Source organism: Bacillus sp. EB106-02-03-XG38 (genome assembly GCF_058792175.1).
In genome coordinates this window covers 418,417-443,593 of the sequence record NZ_JBYTED010000002.1, presented here as the reverse complement: position 1 = coordinate 443,593, position 25,177 = coordinate 418,417, and the positions used below count along the sequence as shown (strand labels likewise).

At 35.8% G+C, this 25,177-nt stretch carries 24 protein-coding genes; 17 read left to right on the top strand and 7 right to left on the bottom strand.

The genetic code is table 11. The annotated features are described in order from the left end of the window. Positions 1-102: 102 nt before the first annotated feature. Positions 103-1,023, bottom strand: coding sequence for a tyrosine-type recombinase/integrase (locus AC3WTI_RS11605; RefSeq protein ID WP_097840640.1), 921 nt, complete (start codon positions 1,021-1,023; stop codon positions 103-105). Between the two features lie 426 nt (positions 1,024-1,449). Next, complete coding sequence (locus tag AC3WTI_RS11600) at positions 1,450-1,674, bottom strand: hypothetical protein (RefSeq protein ID WP_087957899.1); 225 nt, start codon at positions 1,672-1,674, stop codon at positions 1,450-1,452. A gap of 285 nt (positions 1,675-1,959) precedes the next feature. On the opposite strand from AC3WTI_RS11600, the gene AC3WTI_RS11595 reads away from it, so the two are divergent. From AC3WTI_RS11595 to calY, 6 genes are all read left to right on the top strand, one after another. Then, entirely contained in the window at positions 1,960-2,187 is a 228-nt protein-coding gene (locus AC3WTI_RS11595) for a hypothetical protein (RefSeq protein WP_000251865.1), read from the top strand. A 155-nt stretch (positions 2,188-2,342) separates the two neighbouring features. Further along, positions 2,343-3,629 carry a D-alanyl-D-alanine carboxypeptidase family protein gene (locus AC3WTI_RS11590; protein ID WP_087957900.1) on the top strand — a complete coding sequence of 429 codons (1,287 nt, stop codon included), beginning with the start codon at positions 2,343-2,345 and terminating at the stop codon, positions 3,627-3,629. Positions 3,630-3,821: 192 nt separating this feature from the next. Continuing rightward, on the top strand, positions 3,822-4,391 hold the full coding sequence (gene sipW, locus AC3WTI_RS11585) for a signal peptidase I SipW (protein WP_087957902.1): 570 nt from the start codon (positions 3,822-3,824) through the stop codon (positions 4,389-4,391). A 62-nt stretch (positions 4,392-4,453) separates the two neighbouring features. Continuing rightward, positions 4,454-5,041, top strand: a complete 588-nt coding sequence (locus tag AC3WTI_RS11580) for a CalY family protein (protein WP_000172849.1) — start codon at positions 4,454-4,456, stop codon at positions 5,039-5,041. A gap of 161 nt (positions 5,042-5,202) precedes the next feature. Continuing rightward, positions 5,203-5,940, top strand: coding sequence for a DUF4047 domain-containing protein (locus tag AC3WTI_RS11575; protein WP_144488393.1), 738 nt, complete (start codon positions 5,203-5,205; stop codon positions 5,938-5,940). A gap of 398 nt (positions 5,941-6,338) precedes the next feature. Then, positions 6,339-6,932, top strand: a complete 594-nt coding sequence (gene calY, locus AC3WTI_RS11570) for a biofilm matrix protein CalY (protein WP_000053730.1) — start codon at positions 6,339-6,341, stop codon at positions 6,930-6,932. A gap of 75 nt (positions 6,933-7,007) precedes the next feature. Here the strand turns inward: calY and AC3WTI_RS11565 are convergent, their stop codons facing one another. Continuing rightward, positions 7,008-7,331 (bottom strand): helix-turn-helix domain-containing protein, encoded by a 324-nt coding sequence (locus AC3WTI_RS11565; protein ID WP_000578880.1) that lies wholly within the window; start codon positions 7,329-7,331, stop codon positions 7,008-7,010. A gap of 79 nt (positions 7,332-7,410) precedes the next feature. Then, complete coding sequence (locus AC3WTI_RS11560; protein ID WP_000276217.1) at positions 7,411-7,545, bottom strand: anti-repressor SinI family protein; 135 nt, start codon at positions 7,543-7,545, stop codon at positions 7,411-7,413. Between the two features lie 343 nt (positions 7,546-7,888). Between AC3WTI_RS11560 and inhA1 the strand changes: the two genes are divergently transcribed. From inhA1 to AC3WTI_RS11505, 11 genes are all read left to right on the top strand, one after another. Further along, positions 7,889-10,276 (top strand): M6 family metalloprotease immune inhibitor InhA1, encoded by a 2,388-nt coding sequence (inhA1, locus tag AC3WTI_RS11555; RefSeq protein ID WP_087957905.1) that lies wholly within the window; start codon positions 7,889-7,891, stop codon positions 10,274-10,276. Between the two features lie 173 nt (positions 10,277-10,449). Beyond that, on the top strand, positions 10,450-11,817 hold the full coding sequence (locus AC3WTI_RS11550) for an aldehyde dehydrogenase (protein WP_087957906.1): 1,368 nt from the start codon (positions 10,450-10,452) through the stop codon (positions 11,815-11,817). 238 nt (positions 11,818-12,055) lie between these two features. Beyond that, positions 12,056-13,039, top strand: a complete 984-nt coding sequence (gene potA / locus AC3WTI_RS11545) for a spermidine/putrescine ABC transporter ATP-binding protein PotA (protein ID WP_000720319.1) — start codon at positions 12,056-12,058, stop codon at positions 13,037-13,039. After that, complete coding sequence (gene potB / locus AC3WTI_RS11540; protein ID WP_087957907.1) at positions 13,036-13,884, top strand: spermidine/putrescine ABC transporter permease PotB; 849 nt, start codon at positions 13,036-13,038, stop codon at positions 13,882-13,884. The genes potA and potB overlap by 4 nt, the downstream gene beginning before the upstream one ends. Before the next feature lie 6 nt (positions 13,885-13,890). Continuing rightward, positions 13,891-14,691, top strand: a complete 801-nt coding sequence (gene potC, locus AC3WTI_RS11535) for a spermidine/putrescine ABC transporter permease PotC (RefSeq protein ID WP_000714198.1) — start codon at positions 13,891-13,893, stop codon at positions 14,689-14,691. A 38-nt stretch (positions 14,692-14,729) separates the two neighbouring features. After that, a complete protein-coding gene (potD, locus tag AC3WTI_RS11530) occupies positions 14,730-15,779 on the top strand; it encodes a spermidine/putrescine ABC transporter substrate-binding protein PotD (protein WP_087957908.1) in 1,050 nt (349 codons plus the stop codon). Between the two features lie 59 nt (positions 15,780-15,838). Continuing rightward, a complete protein-coding gene (locus AC3WTI_RS11525; protein WP_087957910.1) occupies positions 15,839-16,486 on the top strand; it encodes a phosphatase PAP2 family protein in 648 nt (215 codons plus the stop codon). Positions 16,487-16,596: 110 nt separating this feature from the next. Beyond that, the gene (locus AC3WTI_RS11520; protein ID WP_087957912.1) at positions 16,597-18,789 is read left to right on the top strand and encodes an MMPL family transporter; all 2,193 of its coding nucleotides are present in this window, start codon (positions 16,597-16,599) and stop codon (positions 18,787-18,789) included. A 101-nt stretch (positions 18,790-18,890) separates the two neighbouring features. Further along, a complete protein-coding gene (locus tag AC3WTI_RS11515; protein WP_087957914.1) occupies positions 18,891-19,307 on the top strand; it encodes a YodN-related protein in 417 nt (138 codons plus the stop codon). 98 nt (positions 19,308-19,405) lie between these two features. After that, positions 19,406-20,329: an RluA family pseudouridine synthase gene (locus AC3WTI_RS11510; protein ID WP_097840638.1), complete on the top strand. Its 924-nt coding sequence runs from the start codon at positions 19,406-19,408 to the stop codon at positions 20,327-20,329. A gap of 91 nt (positions 20,330-20,420) precedes the next feature. Continuing rightward, complete coding sequence (locus AC3WTI_RS11505; protein ID WP_097840637.1) at positions 20,421-21,026, top strand: DUF1648 domain-containing protein; 606 nt, start codon at positions 20,421-20,423, stop codon at positions 21,024-21,026. Between the two features lie 39 nt (positions 21,027-21,065). On the opposite strand, the gene AC3WTI_RS11500 is transcribed toward AC3WTI_RS11505, so the two are convergent. The 3 genes from AC3WTI_RS11500 to glcD form a co-directional block, all read right to left on the bottom strand. After that, positions 21,066-21,893 carry a CAP domain-containing protein gene (locus AC3WTI_RS11500; RefSeq protein ID WP_087994482.1) on the bottom strand — a complete coding sequence of 276 codons (828 nt, stop codon included), beginning with the start codon at positions 21,891-21,893 and terminating at the stop codon, positions 21,066-21,068. Positions 21,894-22,358: 465 nt separating this feature from the next. Further along, on the bottom strand, positions 22,359-23,687 hold the full coding sequence (locus AC3WTI_RS11495) for a (Fe-S)-binding protein (protein WP_097840636.1): 1,329 nt from the start codon (positions 23,685-23,687) through the stop codon (positions 22,359-22,361). Beyond that, positions 23,684-25,096 carry a glycolate oxidase subunit GlcD gene (gene glcD, locus AC3WTI_RS11490; protein WP_087957924.1) on the bottom strand — a complete coding sequence of 471 codons (1,413 nt, stop codon included), beginning with the start codon at positions 25,094-25,096 and terminating at the stop codon, positions 23,684-23,686. The genes AC3WTI_RS11495 and glcD overlap by 4 nt, the downstream gene beginning before the upstream one ends. Positions 25,097-25,177: the final 81 nt, after the last annotated feature.

Here is a 25,177-nt window from a genome sequence, read left to right as displayed (position 1 = left end):
AAGCATGATACAATAGCAAACAAGAAAGCTCCTTCGAGTTTTCTTCCGAGAGAGAATCCTGTCCGGTCGCCAAACTAGTACAGGGTTCTCTTTTTATATGTCTTAAATCTCAAGTGAATTAAGTGGATTAAACTTCTCATTTTGCTCTCGTAGAGCTGTTCCCCACAGAGATAAATATCGCTCAGTCATTCTAAGGTTTGAGTGTCTGAGGAGCTTCTGCAAAGTAAATACGTCCATTCCTTGCATGATACATCTATGAGCAAAGCTGTGTCGGAAAGTATGGCAACTCAAACGTACGTCTTTGAAGTTCATCACCTTAGATAACCTCTTAAAGATCAGCTTTACTGCATTAGGTGTAAGTTGCTTTCCTTCTCTCGAGGTGAACAGGTACTGAGGTCTACTCCCTAGCTCCTTCTCTACAAAGATTCTCCATTCACATATCTCCTTTGTTAGCTTATCTGTGATAGGTATACTCTGTTGTTTCCTCGCTTTACCAAAGAGGACAACTGATTGATTTACTAAGTCAATATCCTTCCACTGTATGTTCACGAGCTCGCCTAGACGGATTCCCGTACTCAGCAGCAGCACAATGATAGCGTGATCTCTGTAACCAAAGAATGATTTATCTCTAGTTTTTAACCTACGGTAATACCTAAGCATTTGCTGAATGTGATAATCTGTGAAGACTTCTATCTTAGTATCTTCTTTAGCAGGTTTGAGTTTTCTCACAGGGTTGTCCTTGTGTTCTATTACCTCCTCGTTTTGCCAGTAGTTAAAGAATATCCTCAAGTGATGTAACTTTGAGTTGCAAGTGACTACGCCATTCCCTCTCGTTTTCTTGCAGTACCTGAGGTAGGACTTTACAGTTACCTCTCGAATGTCTCTTAAATCAACTATCTCCAGCTCGGAGCAAAAGTTACGGAATTCATTTAGTGTAGCCATGTAGACCTCAATTGTCCTATGAGATAGGTTGTTGTATTCTTTCTCTTCCTGGAACTCCTTCATAGCAAAACGTAATAGCATAACTTACCAATCCTTTCTATGTAGTTGCACACAAAAAAGAGGACTACCTAGCTAACCTTCACAGGTTAACTTTAAGTAGTCCTCTTTACGAGTTGTGAGTTTATATAGAACTCCCACAGTTTCAGCTTTTGGAAATAGCCTCTCAAGTATTGATACCATTGAGATAGCAGACTTGAGAGATTAAGGGCCTACGATGACAAAACTGTCAAGGTGGCGCTCTCCCTGCTGAGCTACGGGATCTTCAAAAATGCGTATGTAACAGCATCTTCAATCTGTATGCTAAAGTAATTATATAAAATTAACTGAAATTTTACAATATTTTATATTGAATTTGAAGGGAAAGTAGTTGGAATGGCGCTAGTCGTGTATTAAGGAATATATAAGTAGAGAATGTAATGAAAAGTGAGTTCGAATAAAGTGGTTATATTATTTTTTTCGATACCAATCTAAAGGATCTTCATTACTTAAATCAACAAGAAAAGGGAATAAGAAGTGTAAAGGTAAGCTTATAAGTTCTGGCATAGCGTTCAATGTTTTCTTTGATAGATACTGCATTCTAAAACAATACGGACAATCTTTTTCAAATGTCACGAGTATCGACCATACATCTTTTACTTTCCATTTCGTTTTACAATACGTACAACGCGTCATGGAGTTCCTCCTTATTGTAAGTTTTCTACTAGTATATTCCATTCTATTGTACGAAAGTCATTTGTATTTGGTGTGATAAAATAGAAGGTGTTTTATTTTCATGTGAATTTATTTAGTAATTTATAATCATTTACATATCGTTTGACATTTGTGCGGGATGATAGATTTTCAGTTTCAATATGCAAATTGGCCAATATATCCTTTTTACAATTTACTTAAAATCATGTATAACAGAGATACAAGATTATTTTATAATTATTCAAGAGTAGAGGGAGAATTATTGTGATGGTAAGGAAAACGTTCAAGATGCGTGTATCTAGAAATAGAACGATTTCGATTAATGGCTCGATTCTTGATGTGGATGTTACACATGATGAGTTTTTACAAGAGTTTGTTGAGTGGGTCGATTCTAAAGGTTGGTCGTTTATGGGGATGACAGATGAGATTACACCTGAGGAAGCTAGTCAAAATCTAATAGATTCATTGATTGATGAGAAGGATAAGAAAGAATAATTCCTTCTTATTTTTTATTGTATATTCATGTTCTTCATCGTAAAAGTATGATATAGTAAAAAACAGTAAATATTCTTCCAATTTAATACAAATTACATATAGATTGGTAGATTCAGTTTTTAATCTGTGAGAGTATAGTGAAAAGGGAGAGTCATATGGTAAATTTTAAGGGAATTTTGGCTTTTATTACCGTTATTTGTTTATTTTTTTTGACACCTATGACGTTACGTGCTGAGACGAATATTGGAGTGAATCCAGAACAAGTGGCACCACCACCTAAGGAAGGGCCAAATGTTTTTAGTCAGTTTGCAACTACGATTGATGCGAAAACGGGAGATGTTTTGTATGACAAAAACGCACATCATCGTGCATTTCCGGCTAGTATGACGAAAGTGTTAACAGCAATTTTACTTATGGAGCATACAAAGCCAGAGGATCAATTTACGTTTTCGCAATTAGCATTAGATCAAGAGAAGAGTAATTATCAAATTGAGTTTCAACCTGGTGAGACGATTAATAGAAATACTGCGCTTATGATTTTAATGGTGCTGAGTGCGAATGATGTGTCGTATGCGATTGCGGAGCGTATTGGCGGAAGTGTTGAGAATTTCGCTCATATGATGAATGAGCGAGCGAAGCAATTAGGTGCAACAGATAGTCACTTTGTCACGCCAAATGGATTGCATGATCCGAATCATTATACTACGCCATTTGATATGGCTATGATTACGAGAGGTGTGCAAAAATATCCTGAGATTTTACAAGCAATGAATACGAAAAGAACGACAGTTACGACATCTAGACAGACGGTATCTATTTTTAACAAGTCTACTTACTTTGAAAATCCGTATAGCATCGGCGGGAAGACGGGTTTTACAAATGAAGCACGAAATACACTCGTTTTATTAAATGAGAAGGATGGAAATCGTATTATAAATGTAGTGATGGCTTCTCAAAGACCTGAAATTTATGAAGATTTGAAGCAGATGGCAGACTATTCTTTCGGTCAATTTGTGAAGCAAACGGTACTAGATAAACATAGTTGGCATCAAAAGACGACGTATTTAAATAAAGATATTGATAGCGAACTTGAGCAAAGTGCAGAACTTATGCTTAAGAAAGATGAAGGGAAAAACGTAAGGACGATTTTCCGTACGGCTTCATTAGATAAAGATTCTTTATATCATAAAGGAATTCATCGTGGTGAGGTAGTTGGGGCAGTCGATATTACGAAAAATAATCAAACAATTGCGACGGTAAATGTTCTTTCAAAAGAAGATGTTACTTTTGCGATGCCTAAAAAAGATACGGCTACCCCTGAAGTAAAGGAATCAAATGTGAAAATAGTAAGCATTGGGATAGGTGCCGCTGTACTATTTGGAGCCATTTTATTTGTAGTGCTACGCCGAAATACAACAGGGATGAAATCAGAAGAAAAATAAATTACTAGTTAAAAGGCTGTGAAGAGACTTTTTCACAGTCTTTTTTTATATATTTAAAATAACTAATAATTGTAAATTTTCTTATTGCATTTCCGCTATGTTCGTTATATTATTTAGTTGTGTTCTTGTTAAAGAACGAAATGAATATTGCATACTTCAAATAATATAAAACAACGGAGAGGGAGAGAAACGATGAAATTAATTTGGAAGGTGATTAGCAACGTTATCTCATTTGTTTTATTTGCATTGATGGTTTGTTTAGCTTTTGTAGTTATTTCTTCAAAAGCGAGCGGCGGAGATCCGACAGTGATGGGATATCAATTTAAATCAGTGTTATCAGGATCGATGGAACCAACATTTTTAACAGGATCAATCATTGCGATAGAGCCGACGAAAGATGGTTCTAAATATCAAAAAGGTGATGTTATTACTTTTAAAGAGAAAGATGAAAAAATTATCACTCACCGTATTATCGGTGTGAAAGATACAAATGGAAAAGTAATGTATGAAACAAAAGGGGATAACAACAATGGCCCTGATTTACAACCAGTACTTGCTGAGAATGTCATTGGGAAATATGCAGATATTACAGTTCCATATGCAGGGTATGCATTAAATTATGCGAATTCAAAAGCTGGAGCTGCTTTGCTTCTTATTATTCCAGGAGTCTTTTTACTAGGCTATTCCGCGATTTCTATTTTTAGTGCTATTCGTAGCATTGACGGAGAAAAGAAAGAGAAAAAAGTAGAACAATCCGTCTAGTTCGTTTGGTTATACTTTCCTTTTAGGAAGTTAACAAATATATATATTAAGGGGATATGGACATGACTTTAAAGAAAAAATTAGGGATGGGTATCGCATCAGCAGTATTAGGAGCGGCATTAGTTGGCGGAGGAACATTTGCATACTTTAGTGATAAAGAAGTGTCAAATAATACATTTGCGTCTGGTACGCTTGATTTAGCATTAAATCCATCAACAGTTGTTAATGTATCGAATTTAAAACCTGGTGATACAGTTGAAAAAGAATTTAAATTAGAAAATAAAGGGACATTAGATATTAAAAAAGTACTACTAAAAACAGATTACAATGTAGAAGATGTGAAGAAAGATAATAAAGATGATTTTGGTAAACATATTAAAGTAACATTCTTAAAAAATGTAGACAAGCATGAAACAATCGTAAAAGAAACAACGCTAGATAAATTGAAAGGTGACACACTTACTGCGGTAAATAATGATTTAGCTGCTTGGTTCTGGGATGAAAAAGGTATTTCAGCAGGTAAATCTGATAAATTCAAAGTGAAATTTGAATTCGTTGATAATAAAAAAGATCAAAATGAATTCCAAGGCGATAAGTTACAATTAACTTGGACGTTTGATGCACAGCAAGGCGATGGTGAAACAAAATAATAAGGACAACAAAAAGAGACTATTGAAAGTGATAGTCTCTTTTTCTGCTAAAAGTCAAATGTAAAAAGAAACATAATTTGTATATCATTTTGTAATTCATTTTATTATAATAAAGATATAGTTCTTGATAAAGAACGTGTTGTTCGATAGGAGAGATTAAAATGCTGAAGCCACCTCGTAAATTCAAAAAGATGCTTATATTGCCATGTTTGTGTTCTATTACTTTTTATTTAGGCTCTCAAATGATGACTTATACAGAAGCAGCTTTCATTCATGAGACGAAAGTAGAGGCCACTATTTCTACAGCAAGTATTTTTCCGAAAACAGTTGATCAATTAATAGAACAAGCTAAGCAGCATAAGGAAGTTATTTTGCATGAGTACGAAGGGATGAAATCAAAATTAACTGTTAGATCCACTCAGGAATTAGAACAGGCACTTGTTATATGGAAGCAAGGGCGTGAGAAGATAGCTACTGAGAGAGAATCGTTACAAAAAGTATATAAATCAATAGAAGAACCTTATAATCAAGTACAAGAAGAGTTAAAAGGAAATGGAACTGAATCGAATAAGCAAGTATTCTCGTATGTGAATGCTGGCTTCCAAATAGTAAAAGACAACTGTCAGTATGTGGATAAAGAAGTAAATTTACAGGCGATCGATAAACAAATTCAAGATTTTGAGAAGTTACTAGTAGATGAAACAGCAAAACAAGTGAGTGAGGCTGAGAAACAAAAGGAATTAGAAGAGAAGAAGAAACAAGAAGAAGCGAAAAAGCTAGAAGAGAGTAAGAAACAAGAAGAAGCGAAAAAGCTAGAAGAGAGTAAGAAACAAGAAGAAGCGAAAAAACTAGAAGAGAGTAAGAAACAAGAAGAGAAGAAAAATAAAGATAGCAAGTAAAATATAGTAATATTCTAGAGTAGATAGGAATCATAAATAAATAGGTGAGGAGAGCACTATCACTCGCCTATTTCTCATGTCCTGCTCATTTTATTTAGCCACCTAGAGGTAGTTAGATGGATGAAGGCTATTAGTTAGTGGGGGTAAGTCAAGAGATCAACAATATTATTTTGATTTTTCAATATTTAACTGAAAAATCAAAATAATATTGAGAAATAAAAATAACTGAAAATATTAATAAATATGTGTTGTATTTAGATAGTGACGTTCGTTATAATGAACATAAGGTTTTTAAAAAAGAACAAATATTAGCTAAGCTAATATAGTTTTAGTTACATCTCTTATTTTAAATAAGAGATAGCAATAAAAATATAAAAAACAGCTAGGGGGAATTGATTGTGAGTCTGAAAAAGAAATTAGGTATGGGAGTTGCATCAGCAGCATTGGGGTTATCTTTAATTGGTGGAGGAACATTTGCATACTTTAGCGATAAAGAAGTATCGAATAATACATTTGCGGCTGGGACGTTAGATCTTACATTAGACCCTAAAACGCTTGTAGATATTAAAGATTTAAAACCAGGGGATTCTGTTAAGAAAGAGTTCTTATTAAAGAATAGCGGTTCATTAACAATTAAAGACGTTAAACTAGCAACAAAGTATACTGTGAAAGATGCAAAAGGCGATAATGCTGGTGAAGACTTTGGTAAGCACGTTAAAGTGAAATTCCTTTGGAACTGGGATAAACAAAGTGAGCCTGTATATGAAACAACCTTAGCAGACTTACAAAAAACTGATCCAGATCTTTTAGCTAAAGACATCTTTGCTCCTGAGTGGGGAGAAAAGGGTGGATTAGAAGCTGGTACAGAGGATTATTTATGGGTACAATTTGAATTTGTAGATGATGGAAAAGACCAAAATATCTTCCAAGGTGATTCGTTGAATTTAGAATGGACGTTCAATGCTAACCAAGAAGCTGGAGAAGAAAAATAATAAAAAAGCGGGTATCCCCCGCTTTTTTTTATAAAGAAAAAAGAAGTGCCGATTGTAAGCACTTCTTTCTATTTATTATTTTTGATCTTGCTTCCATTTTGTAAATTCAAGAAATTCACGAAACTGTTCTTTGGAGACGCCGGAGTTCATTGCATCTTTAACGAGTTGTGTCCATTCGGAGTCTAAGTGATTTTCCTTTGTTGTTTCATCATGAAGTAGAGTATCAACTGGAATTTGTAGAACTGCTGCAATTTTTTCAAGAAACTGAATGGAAGGGTTTTTTTGTAAATTTCGTTCTATAGAACTAATGTAAGATTTAGCAACACCAGCTTTTTCGGCAAGTTCAGTTAATGAAATACCTTTTTGTAAACGCAGGCGTTTTATACGTTCTCCAATCATATTTGCGCACCTTTCTATCAATATGTCGTCGTCTTATGATGTCATTATTATAACATAAACTTCGCTAAAAAGAACAAACCTATTGAGCCTGGCTTGATGGTTTCATACGTTGGAAAAAATGTTCGATATCTTGCAGAGCGATACCAGCGTCTAGAGCTTCAAGTATTAAATCAATCCATTCTTGATCCAATGCGTCAGTCTTATCTTTGTACAAATGTAATTCCTCCCTAATTATCGGTCATAACTGCTGCTACAGAATATATGATAATGCAATCGGATTTTGTATTTTTATGTAGTGAATTATCAAATATTTTGTAGATAAAACAAAGATAAAATCCCCATTAAATTCCCTCTATGGCGATTATAAAGTTTCTGACAAATATTTTCAATATTTTCAGAAAACATTGTTGAATTGTGATATATTCGTATATTAACTATGAAATTTTTACAAATATATTAAAAACATTACATAATATGACTAAATATTGAAAAAATATTGAATTTTTAATAAAATTCAATTTGTAATACATATTATTTATTAGGGGAGGAAATAAGGGATGAACAAGAAACCGTTCAAAGTTTTATCATCAATCGCTTTGACAGCTGTATTAGGCCTTTCGTTCGGAGCTGGTACTCAATCTGCATATGCTGAAACGCCTGTGAATAAGACAGCTACGAGCCCAGTTGATGATCATTTAATTCCGGAGGAGCGTTTAGCAGATGCTCTAAAAAAACGTGGGGTAATTGATTCGAAGGCTTCAGAGAAAGAAACAAAGAAAGCTGTCGAAAAATATGTAGAGAACAAAAAGGGTGAAAATCCTGGGAAAGAAGCAACAAATGGGGACCCACTTACGAAAGAAGCATCTGACTTTTTAAAGAAAGTGAAGGATGCAAAAGCAGATACGAAAGAAAAGTTAGATAAACCTGCAACAGGAACATCTGCTGCGACAGGACCGGTTAGAGGTGGTCTAAATGGTAAAGTGCCAACTTCTCCAGCAAAGGGAAAAGAATATAACGGTGAAGTTCGTAAAGATAAAGTACTCGTTTTACTTGTAGAGTACGCTGACTTTAAACATAACAATATTGATAAAGAACCTGGTTATATGTATACTGACGATTTTAACAAAGAACATTATGAGAAAATGTTATTCGGTAATGAACCATTCGCATTAGAGGATGGCAGCAAAATCGAAACGTTTAAACAATATTACGAAGAGCAATCTGGCGGTAGTTACACAGTAGACGGAACGGTTACAAAATGGTTAACAGTTCCTGGTAAAGCTGCTGATTACGGTGCGGATGCAGCTACAGGTCATGATAATAAAGGGCCAAAAGGACCACGTGATTTAGTAAAAGATGCATTAAAAGCAGCTGTAGATAGCGGTATTGATTTATCTGAGTTTGATCAGTTCGATCAATACGATGTAAATGGTGATGGAAATCAAAAGCAACCGGACGGTTTAATTGATCACTTAATGATCATTCATGCAGGTGTTGGACAAGAAGCAGGCGGTGGTAAATTAGGTGACGATGCAATTTGGTCACATCGCTGGACAGTTGGACCAAAACCATTCCCAATTGAAGGTACACAAGCGAAAGTTCCATATTGGGGCGGAAAGATAGCGGCATTCGACTACACAATTGAACCAGAAGATGGCGCAGTTGGTGTATTCGCGCATGAATATGGTCATGATTTAGGCCTTCCAGATGAGTATGATACAGACTATACGGGTCATGGTGAGCCAATTCAAGCTTGGTCTGTTATGAGTGGCGGAAGCTGGGCTGGTAAGATTGCAGGAACAACGCCAACGAGTTTCTCACCACAAAATAAAGAGTTTTTCCAAAAAACAATTGGTGGTAACTGGGCGAATATCGTAGAAGTAGATTACGAGAAATTAAATAAAGGTATCGGTCTAGCAACATATTTAGACCAAAGTGTTACGAAAACGAACCGTCCAGGTATGATTCGTGTAAACTTACCTGACAAAGATATAAAAACGATTGCTCCAGCGTTTGGTAAGCAGTATTACTACAGCACAAAAGGTGACAATCTGCATACAACGTTAGAAACACCACTGTTCGATTTAACGAATGCAACGAATGCGAAATTTGATTTCAAATCGTTATATGAAATCGAAGCGGAATATGATTTCCTTGAAGTACATGCTGTAACAGAAGATGGTCAAAAAACGTTAATTGAAAAACTTGGTGAGAAAGCAAATAGTGGAAATGCAGATTCGACAAATGGAAAATGGATTGATAAATCATATGATTTAAGCCAATTCAAAGGTAAGAAAGTAAAATTAACATTTGAGTATATTACAGATGGTGGCTTAGCATTAAACGGTTTCTTACTTGATAATGCTTCATTAACAGTAGATGGTAAAGTAGTATTCTCTGATGATGCAGAAGGTACACCACAATTTAAATTAGATGGTTTTGCAGTTTCTAACGGGACTGAGAAGAAAAAACATAACTACTATGTAGAGTGGAGAAATCATACCGGATCAGATAGCGCATTGAAATATGCTCGTGGTCCAGAATATAACTCTGGTATGGTTGTATGGTATGCAGACTCAGCTTACACAGATAACTGGGTTGGTTTACATCCAGGACATGGTTTCCTTGGTGTAGTGGATTCTCATCCAGAAGCAATTGTAGGAACTTTAAATGGTAAACCGACAATTGAAAGTAGTACACGATTCCAAATCGCTGATGCGGCGTTCTCATTCGATAAAACGCCAGCATGGAAAGTTGTATCTCCAACGCGTGGAACGTATACGTATAATGGCTTAGCAGGTGTACCGAAGTTTGATGATTCGAAAACGTATATTAACCAACAGATTCCAGATGCAGGACGTATTTTACCGAATCTTGGTCTGAAGTTTGAAGTAGTAGGACAAGCTGATGATAATTCTGCAGGTGCTGTTCGTTTATATCGTTAATACAGTAAAACTACCGAAAGATTTTTCTTTCGGTAGTTTTTTTTGTGAGCAATGAATTTTATATACAAGAAAAAATTATATATAATGTAACTTTACGAATGAAAATTAGTTACATATAAAGTCTATATAAATAATGAAAGAATTAGATGAAAATAGTGAGAGAAGGTGAATGAATGAGTGTTTCTTCTATTGTAAATAAACAAAAGGCATATTTTTATAATGGCCATACGAGAAGTATAGAAGTGAGAAAGAATCATTTGAAGAAGCTTTATGAAGGCATTCAGCGCTTTGAAGAAGAAATATTTCAGGCATTGAAATTAGATTTAAATAAGTCAGTTCATGAGTCGTTTACAACGGAAGTTGGATATGTCTTAAAAGAAATTTCCTTTCAATTGAAGCATATTTCATCATGGAGTAAACCGAAGCGAGTTCGAACAGCACTCACTCATTTTGGATCAAAGGGGAAAGTAGTGCCTGAACCGTACGGTGTGACACTTATTATTGCGCCGTGGAACTATCCGTTTCAATTAGCAATTGCACCTCTTGTAGGAGCGTTGGCGGCTGGAAATACAATCGTTTTAAAGCCGTCAGAGCTAACGCCAAACGTTTCCAAAGTGCTAACGAGAATGTTAGGTGAATTATTCCAAGAAGAGCTTGTAGCAGTAATAGAAGGCGGCGTAGAAGAGAGTACAGCTTTGCTAAAGGAACCATTTGATTATATTTTCTTTACAGGTAGTGTGGGCGTTGGGAAAGTTGTCATGGAGGCAGCTGCGAAACAGTTGACGCCGCTTACGTTAGAACTTGGCGGAAAAAGCCCATGTATTGTACATAAAGATGCAAAAATAGACGTAACAGCAAGACGGATTGTGTGGGGGAAGTTTTTAAATGCAGGCCAAACGTGTGTAGCGCCTGATTATATGTACGTGCATACTTCGGTGAAAGAACAGTTAATTGAAGCGTTGCGACATGAAGTTGAGGAGCAGTATGGAAAAGAGCCACTGCACAATGATAGTTATGTACGAATTGTGAGTGAACGTCATTTTGAACGTTTATGTACGTTTTTGAAAGATGGTAAAACTGTAATTGGTGGGAACTATAAAAAAGAAACTTTACATATGGAACCGACAGTGTTAACCAATGTGACATGGGAAAGTACTGTTATGGAAGACGAAATTTTTGGTCCGATTTTACCAATTATAGAATACGACAACATAGAAGAGGTAATTGATACAATTCAGCAACATCCGAAGCCGTTAGCGTTATATGTATTTTCTGAAGATAAAGAAGTGCAAAGACAGGTAACGAGTAATATCTCATATGGCGGAGGCTGTATTAATGATGTTGTTTATCATCTTGCAACGCCATATTTACCTTTTGGGGGCGTCGGAAGTAGTGGATTAGGGAGTTATCATGGGGAAGAAAGTTTTCGGACTTTTTCACATTATAAAAGCATTTTAGCCCAATCTACGGCATTCGATATGAAAATTCGTTATTCTTCTACAAAAAGTGCTTTAAAATTCATACGAAAGTTGTTAAAATGATGATGGTGTTTATCAGTAGGCGTAGCCGTATGATAATAGCCCCTTCGCAATGGAAGGGGTTTTTCTGTTCGACATTATGTATCATGCGAAAATGAATCAAACATACTACATAAAGAATAGAAGTGAACGCTTGCTAAATAACCATTTTTGTTTGGATCGAAACAAAAAATAGTCTATAGAACATAAATATTTATTCATGAATATAAAAATTAAAATTTAAGATAGATAGGACGGGAAAATGAAAAAGATTATTAAAGTTGAAGCAGTAGAAAAACATTTTGGAAATCAAGTGATTATCCCACCGCTTTCTTTAGATATTAAAGAAGGGGAATTTTTAACAATTTTAGGGCCGAGTGGTTGCGGGAAAACGACATTACTTCGTATGATCGCAGGATTTGAAACTCCAACTAAAGGGAATCTTTTATTAGATGATGAAAAGATTAACGATTTGCCACCATATAAGCGTCATATGAACCTAGTGTTCCAACATTATGCGCTATTCCCACATATGAATGTGGAGAAAAATATTTGTTTCGGTATGAAAATGCAGAAAGTACCGGCAGCAGAGCAGAAAGAGCGTGCTGAAGAGGCAATGCGTTTAACGCAGTTACTTGAGTTCCGTAATCGTAAACCTGCAAAGCTTTCTGGTGGACAACAGCAGCGTGTAGCAATTGCGAGAGCGATTGTAAATAATCCGCGTGTACTATTACTAGATGAGCCACTTGGGGCGTTAGACTTTAAGTTAAGAAAAGATTTGCAACGTGAATTGAAAAACTTACAACGTAATTTAGGAATTACATTCATATACGTAACGCACGATCAAGAAGAGGCGATGAGCATGAGTGATCGTATCGTAGTTATGAATAAAGGACATATTGAACAAATCGGAACGCCGAAAGAAATTTATAATAAGCCGAAAACGTTGTTCGTTGCGACATTTATCGGTGAAAATAATATTGTGAAAAACGGGGAAGGCTATGTAGCAATTCGCCCTGAAAACGTAAAAGTGCGTTCGGTTGAAGAACCGATTTTAAAAGAATACCATCTTGGACATATTGAAGACATTGAGTTTGTTGGAAATATGGAAAAGCTTTATGTACGTGATGAGAAAACATCAGAATTACTAATGGCGTATCAAACTGCTGAAGAAGCAGCGCAGTGGAGCATTGGAGATAATGTATACGTAGGCTGGGAGCAAGAGGACGAGGTGACCTTAAATTGAAAAAAGGGAAATTACTCGCACTACCGACAGTCGCGTGGCTGTTAATCTTCTTCCTAATTCCCCTTCTGTTTGTATTGGCATTTGCCTTCATGCAGCGCGGAGCATATGGGACAGTGGAAATGCAATTCACATTAGAAAACATAGCGCGTGTATTTGATCCATTATATATGGGGACGTTATGGGAAACTGTTAAGATTGCAGTTATTACAACAGTAATCTGTTTAGTAATTGGTTATCCATTTGCGTATACAATTACGATTGTTGATCGTAAATATCGTTCCATTCTTTTATTATTGGCAACGATCCCGTTTTGGATTAACTTCCTTGTTCGTTCATACGCATGGATTGTTATTTTACGTTCACAAGGTCTTGTAAATACATTGCTATTGAAACTAGGTATTATTAGTGAACCTTTAAATTTACTATATAATACACCTTCTGTAATACTCGGTATGGTATATTCTTTATTACCATTTATGATTTTACCAGTGTATGCAGCAATTGAGCAGCTTGATAAGCGTAAGTTAGAAGCAGCTTATGATTTAGGGGCAACACCAATAAAGGCATTTTGGAATGTTACAGTACCAATGACGATGTCAGGGATTGCTACTGGTTCTATTTTAGTGTTTGTTTCTTCTATCGGAATGTTTGTTGTATCAGACGTTATGGGTGGATCGAAAGTAGCATTAATCGGAAACGTAATTCAAAATCAATTCTTAGGAGCGCGTGACTGGCCGTTTGGATCCGCGTTATCTATGATTGTTGTTCTATTCTCTGTTCTGTTAATTTACTTATATTATCGTGCAACGAAAGTATATAAATATGATGGGAACGGAGGGGAATAGGCAAAGATGAAGAAGTTTTTAGTTTCTTATTCTTGGTTAATTTTATTGTTCTTGTATTTTCCAATGATGGTTTTAATGGTATATTCCTTCAATGATTCGCGCATCAATGCGGAATGGGAAGGATTCACATTCCATTGGTATACAGATTTATTTCAAAAACAAGATGTTATTGATGCGTTTGTAAATAGTATGACGATTGCAATCGTAACGACAATTGTAACGACGGTTCTTGGTGTGATTTTCGCGATTGCATTACATCGTTATAAATATCGTTATGAAGGTGCTATTAACGGTCTTGTATATTTACCAATTTTAATCCCTGATATTTTAATGGGATTATCTTTACTTATTTTATTCAGTCAATTAGGTATGGAACTTGGTAAAACAACAATTATTATTGCGCACATTACATTTAGTATTTCATTTGTTGTCGTTATTTTAGCAGCACGTCTTTCTGGCATGGGACGTGATTTAGAAGAGGCTGCGAATGATTTAGGAGCAACGCCTTGGCAAACGTTTCGCTTTGTGACGTTCCCGGCAATTGCACCAGGAGTTATTTCAGCCGCATTATTAACATTCACATTATCAATTGATGATTTTGTAATTAGTTTCTTCGTATCAGGACCAGGATCAACAACATTGCCATTATACATTTACAGTATGGTTAAGCGCGGAGTATCACCAGAAATTAATGCCCTTTCTACAATTTTAATTGTAGCTATCGTAGGATTAATGGTTCTATCTGAAATCTTCCGTAACAAAGGTGCAGATGGTGAAGAAAACTCTGGAGGACACCTTCCTTTATAATACGAACGATATAGAAAGTACGAGGGGGTAATAAACCGATGAAATTAATGAAAAGATTAGCCGGCGCAGCAATTAGCTTTAGCCTTGTTGCTGGTGTACTTGCTGGTTGTGGTGAAAAGAAAGAAGAGTTAAACATTTATAGCTGGGCGGACAATTTTGATGAGCAAGTGCTAAGAGATTTTGAAAAGAAATATAACGTAAAAATTAACTATGATAAGTACGCAAGTAATGAAGAAATGCTTGCGAAATTACAAGCTGGTGGCGCGAAGTATGATTTAATTCAGCCATCTGATTACATGGTTAAAACAATGGCAAAAATGGATTTATTAGCGCCGTTAGACAAAAAGAATATCCCGAATATCGAAAATATGGTTTCTAATTTCAAAACACCTGCGTTTGATCCAGAGAATAAATATTCTTTAGTATACACTTGGGGTGTAACAGGGATTGCATACAATAAAAAGTATGTGAAAGAAGCTCCTACAAGCTGGGCTGACTTATGGAATGAGAAATATAAAGGGCATGTAACTTTATTAAATGATTCTCGTGAAGTATTAGGTATGGGTCTTAAGAAGCATGGTTTCTCAAACAGCACGAAAGACGATGCGCAGTTAAAGACAGCAGCAGATGATTTAAAGAAGCTGCTTCCAAACTTATTAGCATTTGATACAGATAATATTAAACAAAAATTTATTACAGAAGATGCTTGGATCGGATCAGTTTGGTCTGGGGATGCAGCATTTATCGCTAAAGATAATAAAGATGTAGAGTATGTTGTACCAAAAGAAGGCGGCACAATTTGGGCTGACACGTTAGCAATTCCAAAAGGTGCGAAAAACAAAGAGCTTGCAGAGAAGTTTATGAACTACTTATTAGATGAAAAAGTAAGTGTGAAAAACTACGAGTCAATTGGATACAGTAATCCAAATGAAAAAGCTCATCCGCTTCATAGTAAAGAATATCGTGAAAACCACATGATCTTCTTAACGAAAGAAGAATTAGATCGTACAGAATGGCTTGTTGATGTAGACGATAAGCTAAAAGACTATGATCGTTACTGGACAGAGCTAAAAACAAAAGGTAAATAAGCAAGAGAATGCGGTTTCTAAAATAGAAATCGCATTTTTTCATAGTAGGAGGAAATCGTTTGAAAAAGAAGTTACATCAATATGAGGTAGTATGTATCGTTTTATTACTTGCTGTATTTGGCATTGTTGCTTGGCGTGTACATGCGGGTGGTGTTACAGTGATGGATACATACGTCCGAGGATTAGTAAAAGGATTACAAGCAGAAAGTTCGCTTACATTTTTCTCACACTATACAAAATTAGGATCTGCTATTGGGATTGTAACTACGCTCGTTATAAGTTTGCTTGTTTTTTGGAGAAAACGTTATTACGCTGCGATGATCGTGTATCCAGTTGGTATTTTAGTAACACATCTTGTAAATAAAGGGATAAAAGAAATTGCGAAAAGGGAGCGTCCGTCGTTAAATGAAGCGTTCGATGCACTTGGGTATAGTTTCCCTAGTGGGCATGCGATGTTATCTATTATGACATTCGGATTTCTTGCTTATATCATTGCCGCTAATTTAAAGAGTGTAACTGGGAAATATGTTATAACGATTTTGATGGGAATAGTCATTGTATCGATTGGATTAAGTAGAGTTATTTTAAATGTACACTATCCAACTGATATTTTAGCGGGTTATTGCGTAGGTGGTATTTTACTAATTATGGCGATTTATTGCCATCGTTTACTTACCGAGAGATTGGGGCTTGATAAAGAAAGATAAAAAAACGTCTGGAAAAACTATCATTATAGTGTTTCCAGACGTTTTTTGTTTGTACGAAGATGTGATACAGTATAAATGACAATTGAATTATTTAAAGTAGGTGAAAATGTGTGAAAACAAATGTACATAAAGTAGATAAGTGGGGGAAGTTAGGCGCTTTTTTGTATCAGTTTCGTTATACGGTAATTGTAGCATTACTATTGCTTGCGATAGGACTCGGTATTTTTGCTCCAAAGCTACCAGGAGTATTAGGTGGTGACGGTTTCCAAACAGAAGGGGACTATCAAAAAACGAAAGAAATTTTAGATAAAGATTTTAAGAGGTCTCAAGATACACTTTTACTCGTTTTTGAAAAAAAGAAAGGTGTTTCACATGAGGAATTTCAAAAACAAGTAGCAGGAATTGTAAAGAATGTACAAGAGAAAGAGACTTATGAATCTTTCCATCATCCAGTGCAAAATAAAGAAATGTTACAAGATGATATCGGCTATGCGACAATTTTATTTTCCGGGAAAACAAATAAGGAACGAATGGAAAAGACGTTACAATTTGCTGATAAAATCGAAAAGGAAAGTAATGCAGCGTTAAAAGTAACGCCGACAGGGTTTCCAAAAATTAATCAAGAGATTAATGAAAGAACGCAAAATGATTTGAAAGTAGCAGAGATGATTGGGTTACCAATTGCATTTCTCGTATTACTATTTTCATTTGGTAGCCTGTTGGCATCTATTTTACCAATTGTAAATGGGGCACTTAGTGTTATTAGTACGATGGGCATATTATACTTTATAGGTAGCGATAAGGAACTATCTATCTTTGTGTTAAATGTTGCACCGATGATTGGACTTGCACTATCTATTGATTTTGCACTATTATTTGTAAATCGCTTTCGAGAGGAAGTTGCAAAACGAACGGTAAAAGAAGCGATAGCGATTACATATCAGACAGCAGGGCGTGCAATCGTATTTTCAGGATTATGTGTATTTGTTGGCTTATCAGGTTTGTTTTTCTTTAAAATTGATTATATTCAGTCAGTCGCAATTAGCGGAATGATTGTAGTGATTATGAGTATTTTATTTTCACTCACACTACTTCCAGCGCTATTATCATTAATTGGGAAACGGATATTAAAAAAGAATCAAGTAGCACATACGCCGGCAAGAGCGTGGCGTACATTTGCACAATTTGTAATGAAACATCCAATTGCGATGATTATTGTTGTTACAACATTTATTGTGATTTGCCTATTACCGTTACGTACAGCTAATTTGCAGTTCCCTGACGTGGAAGCTTTACCTAAACAAAGTGATACAAGAATTGCATATGAAAAGTACGAAGAGGCATTTAATGAAACGGCCAAAACACATGCTGATGTTACGTTAGTGGTAGAGACGAAAAAAGATATGAAAGAAAAAGAAAGTTTACAAAAGGTAGAAGAAGTCGTTCAAAAATTAAAAGACGATAAGAAAGTGCATGAAGTAAGAAGTTTATACGACGGATTAACAGGTATGAAAGTAGATCAAGTTGCTGGAATATTAGCGTCGCCAGAAGCAGCGAAACTAGCTCCTATATTTGAAGTATATACAAAAGGGAATAAGACGACGATAGAAATCTTTCTAAAAACAAAACCACGTACTGAAACGGCTAAACAATGGGTTCGTGATTTTAAACAAAATTATAAAGAAAAAGATGTTACGTATTATTTAGGCGGAATGACGACGTTCCAACAAGAGTTAGAAGATGAAATTAAAGATAAAGTTGCAATTGGTATGTCTGTTATATTTGGATCGACCTTTATTATATTATTATTTGCATTCCGGTCTATCCTCATTCCAATTAAGGCAATTATTATGAACATACTTAGTTTAAGCGCAACAATTGGAATTGTTGTTTGGTTATTTGAAGGTGGGCATTTTGGTTTAGAGGCAAGTCCTGTTCTATTTGTCTTACCAATCTTCATTTTCGGCCTCGTATTTGGGCTTAGCATGGATTATGAAGTCTTTCTTATTTCACGTATTCATGAGTTATATGAAGAAACAGGAGATAACGATCAAGCGACGTTAGAAGGACTTGTGTCAACAAGTAGAATCATTACATCCGCTGCACTAATTATGATTGTTGTAACTGGTGCGTTCGCCTTTACTGATATTTTACCAGTACGGCAGATGGGGCTTGGCGTTGCATTAGCGATCTTTCTTGATGCAACAATTATTCGTCTTATGCTTGTACCAAGTCTAATGAAATTGTTTGGAGACTGGAATTGGTGGTTACCATTTCGAAAGAAAAGAGAAAAATCATCGTAAAAAATACTCATCTCATAGATGAGTATTTTTTTATGAATAGCAAGACCTACATTTTGCAAATAGTATGTGATAAGAACATTACATATAAGTAGGTGAAGGCAATGTTTCGTTATTTTAAGTTTAAGCTAAATGATACAGTACAGTTTGCAGAAAACGATGGGCATATGTATCGCATTGTCGGTTATCGATTAGAAAAAGGGTTTTACCCAAAAGATGAATGGACTCATATCATTTATGAATTGCTTAGAGATTTTGATGGGTATACGATGGATGCGGAAGAAGAGGAACTTGTAAAGGTTATTCAAGTAGAGGATGAGTATTACAAAATACAAGAGGTATCGGGCTATCGTTATCCGGTAAAAATGAAGCAAAAGCAACAAGTGATGAAAGTAGGAAAGATGGATGACTTATTAGATACGTATAATGATTATAAAAGGTTGGCGGATTTCTTTAAAGATTTATCGTATGAACAAAAAGCGGAAGAAGTATTGCAGGAAATGAAAAAGCGTAGAGCGTGAGGGGCAGTCTATTATAAGACTGTCCTCTATTTTTGACGGTGCATCAAATTGTATTTTCCGTTACAATGATAGAATCAATCGAAATAAGGTGATACAGTATGGAAACGAAGAAGAAGGGTGAATGGTGCGAAATTACCGTTCCAGCGAAATGGAATGGTATGAGCATTGAGTCATTATTAAAAATAGAATGGGAAATACCGAAAAAGTTGTTACATCAGCTTCGTATGGAAAAAGGTGTTACCGTTAACGGGGAACAGAGAAGATGGAATGAACTTTTAAAAGAGGGCGATAAGTTACAAGTGCATATGTTTATAGAGGAAGCATACGATGTAGAACCAGAGTATGGAGAATTACATGTAGTATATGAAGATGATCACGTACTTATTGTAAATAAGCCTGAGAAGCTGGATACGCATCCAGCTGAAAAAGGCGGGACGGGAACACTTGCAAACCTTGTTGCCTTTCATTTTCAAATGCAAGGTTTAGAGACGAAGGTTCGTCATATTCATCGGTTAGATAAAGATACGACAGGTGGTGTCGTGTTTGCTAAGCATAGAATTGCGGGTGCAATTATGGATCGTTTATTAATGGAACGAAAAATTAAAAGAACATATGCGGCACTTGTCGAAGGAAAAGTGAAAAAGAAACAAGGAACAATTGACGCAGCGATTGGAAGAGATCGCCATCATGCGACGAGACGACGTGTTTCTCCAAATGGAGACCAAGCAATCACATTTTATAAAGTAGAGAAGTATTTTAAGAACCAAAATATTACCCTCGTAACGTTACAATTAGAAACGGGTAGAACTCATCAAATTCGTGTTCATATGAGCTACAATGGTAATCCACTAGTCGGGGATGTATTATATGGTGGACAAACGCAATATATGTCCGCGCAAGCATTACATGCGATGAAAATAAACTTCTTACATCCAATTACGAAAGAAGAGATTGAAGTTGATGTGCCATTTCCTGCAAAATTAAATAATACAATGAAAGAATTTCAAAGAATGAATGCGTAAAATGTAAGTTTAAATTTGAGAAAAGTAGATTTTTGCAGGAATTTCTCTAAAAGAAGCGAAGCCGTTAAGAGAAAAGAGAGGTGAGAATCACTTGGTCAAATATAAATATATACTAGGAATATTTTTCGCTTGTCTTTTAGTTACTCTATGCCTCTATCCATATTTACCAAACCGTATGGCAGTGCATTGGAATGAAAATGGTGGGCCGAACGAGTTTATGAGTAAACAAGTTGTTATAGCATTTATTCCTTGTCTTATTATTTTTTTGCATGGATTCGTGTATATTATTTCACATAATATATATAAGTTGAATGAAGGCGAGCATGTCATTATAAGTGGATTTCTAAAGACGATTACTTTATTTATATTGTTTATCCATATACTCATTCTCTTTATTAATTTTGGAAGCATGATATCCTTTCAGACAGGATTAACAATTGGGATTAGTATGTTTCTTTTTATGCTTAGTAAAGGGTTTAAAGAAGTTAGGAGTACGGAAAAAGACCCAATTCAATTACAAAAAATTCGTTTAGTGAGCAGACGGATTTTTCAAGTGATGGCGTGTAGTATATTATTTTCCTTGTTTTTGAATTTGAAATGGGGATTTTATATGTTACTTACTGTAATAAGTTGTGGCTCTATTTTGTTTATGTTCTACATATTATATTCATACATAATAGAAAGTTATGAAACATAAAAAGAGTCTTCTCATTATGAGAAGACTCTTTTAATCTATTTACTTCGTAATAAATTGTTGTGTCCAGTAGTTGCCGCTTTCTACGTAGCCAACACCGATGTGAGTGAAACCGTTATTTAAGATGTTTGCACGGTGTCCAGCGCTGTTCATCCAAGCTTGTACTACTTCTTCAGGTGTACGTTGGCCTTGAGCGATGTTTTCACCGGCAGATGTATAAGAAATACCAAATTTCTTCATCATGTCAAACGGAGACCCGTATGTAGGGCTGTTATGATCAAAGTAGTTATTTTTTTGCATATCTTCAGATTTAATACGTGCTACTTTGCTTAATTCAGTATCGATTTTTAAAGCTGGTAAACCTTGTTTTGCACGCTCAGCGTTTGTTAATTCAACAACACGTTGTTCGAACTCGCTTAAAGATTTTGCTTCTTCAGCAGGCTTTTGCTCAGCAGGTTTTTGTTCAGCAGGTTTTTGAGTATTGTTGTTTTCAGCAGGCTTTTGAGCTTCTGGTTTTTGAACTTCTTCAGCAGGCTTTTGCTCAACTGGTTTTTGCTCAGCAGGCTTTTGAGTTTCTGGCTTAGCTGTTGGTTGCTCAGTTACAACATTTTCAGTAGGTTGTTGACCAGGAATAATACAATTTGGTTGGAAATTTCCTTGTTGCCATTGTGCTAATGATTCCACGCCCATAGATTGTAAGAATGCTTGTAATTCTTGTTGGCTCATTTGCTTCATCATCACTTTCGAATGCTGAATATTTTGAACCTTTATGTTAGATGGTTGTACTGTTGCAGCTTGTGCATCTAGAGAAGATACTCCTAAAGTAAGAGCCGTTGCAGCAGCTACAGATAATAAAACACGCTTTTTCATGATGTGTGTCCCCCTATATAAAGTTTTAATTTGTTTTCACACGATTTGTTTTTGACAGCCTGTCTGACTGACAAATTCATCGTAGCATAGATTTTGCGAGAAAAAAGATGGAAAAAAATTCATAGACTTAAAATTTACCTAATTTATCCTAAGAGGGGAAATGGGGGGAAATAAGAGAAACATAGAGTATAAAAGGAATTTTCAGCATTTTTATACTTGGTTTTAAGAGGGTGTTTTTGGATAAATGTACCTATATTGAAAATGAAGAATCCTATTGTATCAATGGTTTGAGCATTTTTTTGAGGAATATACTGGATTGATTTTTACAAAACTGTAATGTTTCTGTTGTTCTTTTTTATAATAAAGTAACATATTTTTAATGTTGTAGCGGACAAAAAAGCGGCTATCTCTTTACGTAGACGAAGGAGATAGCCGTTTTCTTATTATTACGTATGTTACGAGTTATTACGAGTTGGTTTCAATTGCTTCTAATAATAGATCTACAATGTGAATTCCTCTCATTTTATGAGAAAGACCTTCTCGCTCAATCCCTAATTTCATTTGTAATAAACAACCTGGGTTTGCAGTAACAATGGTTGCCGCGTCTGTTTCATGCACACGGTCCATTTTGTAATCTAGAAATTCCATTGATAACTCTGAATGAACAATATTGTAAATACCAGCGGAACCACAGCAATGATCCGCGTCTTTCATCTCACGGTATGTTGCGCCTTGAATTGCTTCTAGTAGCATACGAGGTTCTGAAGATGTTCGCATAACATTGCGTAAATGACAAGAGTCTTGATACGTAATAATTTGCGGTGTGAGTCGTAAGTCCTTTCGTTTATGGAAATCTAGTTCTACTAGAATAGCAGTAATATCTTTAATCTTAGAAACGAACTGCTTTGCGCGTTCAGCCCACTGTGGATCGTCTTTTAAAAGATAATCGTAGTCTACAAGGTAAGCTCCGCAACCACCGGCATTCGTAATAATATAGTCGATGTTTAAATCTTCGAATACTTTTATATTGCGTTTCGCTAGTTCCTTTGCTCCGCTTTTCTCACCAGCATGTCCATGTAATGCCCCGCAGCAACTTTGTGTTTTCGGAATAACGATATCACAACCAGCTAACTGAAGAAGTTTCATCGTTGCGTTATTTGTTTCTAAAAACATAGTATCCATTAAACAACCTGTGAAGAATGCAACTTGTTTCTTCTTTGTACTTTCAGCAGGTAAAAATTCAGGGCGATCTTTCATTGCTTTCATTTTAGGGACTTTTGGTAGAACGAGATCCATCGTTGCAAGTGTTTCAGGGAATAGTTTCATAATCCCTGTTTTATGTGTTAGCGTTTGTAAACCAGAACGCTGATAAAATCCAATTAGACCGGTTAATGTTCTCATTCGATTTTGATGTGGGAATAGTCCTTCAAACACGACTTTACGAACGGCTCTCACTGGTACCGAGAATTTTTTATTTTGATTTATAATATCACGAGCTTCTTCTAATAAATGTCCATAATTCACACCTGATGGACAAACAGGTTCACAAGCGCGGCAGCCAAGGCAAACATTTAATGTATTTTCAACATCTTCATCTGGCTCAATTAAACCGTCAACGACCGCTTTCATTAATGCGATACGTCCTCGTGGTGAGTGAGATTCTTTATATCCAGATTGAATGTAAGTAGGACAAGTTGGCAAGCAGAAACCACATCGCATACAGTTTAGTAGTTCATCTTCACTTAATCGTTCTTTAAATTCCTTTTGAATGTTTTCTTTATTTAATGTTGTCATCGCTCAACCACCACTCTTTTACGAGTGTCTTTCGCAAACATCTTGCCTGGATTCATAATGTTATTTGGATCGAAGGCTTGTTTAATTCCTTGCATAGCAGCAATACCTTCTTTACCTAATTTCATTTCTAAATACGGAGCTTTCATCGCGCCAACACCATGTTCACCAGTAATCGTGCCGCCAAGTTCGATTGCTTTCGCAAATATTTCAGCAAAAGCTTGTTCAGCTCGGTGCATTTCTTCCTCATTACGAGCATCTGTCATACAAGTTGGATGTAGGTTACCATCACCAGCATGTCCAAACGTACAAATAGGAATATGATATTTTTTTGCAATGGCATTAATCGCTTCAACCATCGGAGCAATTTGTGAGCGTGGCACCGTTGCATCTTCCAGTATTGTTGTAGGTTTTAATCTTGCAAGTGCTGATAGTGCACTACGGCGAGCTGTCCGAAGCGCGTCTGCTTCTGCTTCATCTTTTGCAACACGAACATCGACTGCATTCATAGAGCGGCAAACGTGAGCCATTTTTTCAATATCTCGATTGACAACTTCGGGCGGGCCATCTTGTTCAATTAATAAAATTGCTTTTACGTCAGTTGGTAAACCGATTTGTGCAAACTCTTCTACAACTTCAATTGTCGGCTGATCTAAAAACTCAAGTGTCGCTGGAATGATTTTATTTGCAATAATAGAAGAAACAGCACGTGCAGCTTCATTTATATCTTCATATAGCGCAAGCATCGTTTTTTTCGTTTCAGGTATAGGAACGAGTTTTAATATTGCCTCTGTTACGACGCCCAGCGTTCCTTCAGAACCGATAAATAAACGAGTTAAATCGTAACCAGCTACATCTTTTGCTAATTTACCTCCAGTACGAATAATATCGCCATTTGGTAAGACAAGTTCAAGACCCATCACATAATCACGTGTGACTCCATATTTTAATCCGCGTAATCCACCAGAGTTTTCATTAATGTTACCACCGATTGTAGAAATTTTCATCGAGCTTGGATCTGGTGGATAAAATAAACCTTTTTCTTCTACCGCTTTAATAATATCAAGTGTAATGACACCAGCTTGTACAGTAATTGTTAAATTCTCTTCATCAATTTCTAAAATGTTATTCATATGGCGGAAGATAAGGACGATACCGCCTTCAAGTGGACATGTACCTGCACAAAGGTTTGTTCCAGAACCACGAACATATACAGGAATTTTGTGAGTGTTACATACTTTTAATACTTCAGCTACTTCATTTGTATTACGAGGAGCAATGACTGCATCAGGCATTGCTTGGAAGTTTGGAGTGGCATCATAACTATACGTTAAACGCCCCATATTGGATGTATCTACATTATCTTCGCCAACAATGGATACGAATGAATGAATAATTTGCTTTTCTAACATTGGAAATCCCCCTCAAACTGTTAACGTATTTAGTCATAATAAAAAACGTTGTAACAGTGCTTTCATTATAATGATAAAAAA

Bases quoted from the DNA above. Each gene is read 5' to 3' on its own strand.
- inhA1 (WP_087957905.1), top strand. From the start codon at position 7,889: ATGAACAAGAAACCGTTCAAAGTTTTATCATCAATCGCTTTGACAGCT.
- AC3WTI_RS11580 (WP_000172849.1), top strand. From the start codon at position 4,454: ATGACTTTAAAGAAAAAATTAGGGATGGGTATCGCATCAGCAGTATTA.
- AC3WTI_RS11500 (WP_087994482.1), bottom strand. From the start codon at position 21,893: ATGAAAAAGCGTGTTTTATTATCTGTAGCTGCTGCAACGGCTCTTACT.
- AC3WTI_RS11550 (WP_087957906.1), top strand. From the start codon at position 10,450: ATGAGTGTTTCTTCTATTGTAAATAAACAAAAGGCATATTTTTATAAT.
- AC3WTI_RS11600 (WP_087957899.1), bottom strand. From the start codon at position 1,674: ATGACGCGTTGTACGTATTGTAAAACGAAATGGAAAGTAAAAGATGTA.
- glcD (WP_087957924.1), bottom strand. From the start codon at position 25,096: ATGTTAGAAAAGCAAATTATTCATTCATTCGTATCCATTGTTGGCGAA.
- AC3WTI_RS11605 (WP_097840640.1), bottom strand. From the start codon at position 1,023: ATGCTATTACGTTTTGCTATGAAGGAGTTCCAGGAAGAGAAAGAATAC.
- potC (WP_000714198.1), top strand. From the start codon at position 13,891: ATGAAGAAGTTTTTAGTTTCTTATTCTTGGTTAATTTTATTGTTCTTG.
- potA (WP_000720319.1), top strand. From the start codon at position 12,056: ATGAAAAAGATTATTAAAGTTGAAGCAGTAGAAAAACATTTTGGAAAT.
- AC3WTI_RS11515 (WP_087957914.1), top strand. From the start codon at position 18,891: ATGTTTCGTTATTTTAAGTTTAAGCTAAATGATACAGTACAGTTTGCA.
- AC3WTI_RS11595 (WP_000251865.1), top strand. From the start codon at position 1,960: ATGGTAAGGAAAACGTTCAAGATGCGTGTATCTAGAAATAGAACGATT.
- AC3WTI_RS11590 (WP_087957900.1), top strand. From the start codon at position 2,343: ATGGTAAATTTTAAGGGAATTTTGGCTTTTATTACCGTTATTTGTTTA.
- AC3WTI_RS11575 (WP_144488393.1), top strand. From the start codon at position 5,203: ATGCTGAAGCCACCTCGTAAATTCAAAAAGATGCTTATATTGCCATGT.
- AC3WTI_RS11510 (WP_097840638.1), top strand. From the start codon at position 19,406: ATGGAAACGAAGAAGAAGGGTGAATGGTGCGAAATTACCGTTCCAGCG.
- AC3WTI_RS11495 (WP_097840636.1), bottom strand. From the start codon at position 23,687: ATGACAACATTAAATAAAGAAAACATTCAAAAGGAATTTAAAGAACGA.
- sipW (WP_087957902.1), top strand. From the start codon at position 3,822: ATGAAATTAATTTGGAAGGTGATTAGCAACGTTATCTCATTTGTTTTA.
- potD (WP_087957908.1), top strand. From the start codon at position 14,730: ATGAAATTAATGAAAAGATTAGCCGGCGCAGCAATTAGCTTTAGCCTT.
- AC3WTI_RS11565 (WP_000578880.1), bottom strand. From the start codon at position 7,331: ATGATTGGAGAACGTATAAAACGCCTGCGTTTACAAAAAGGTATTTCA.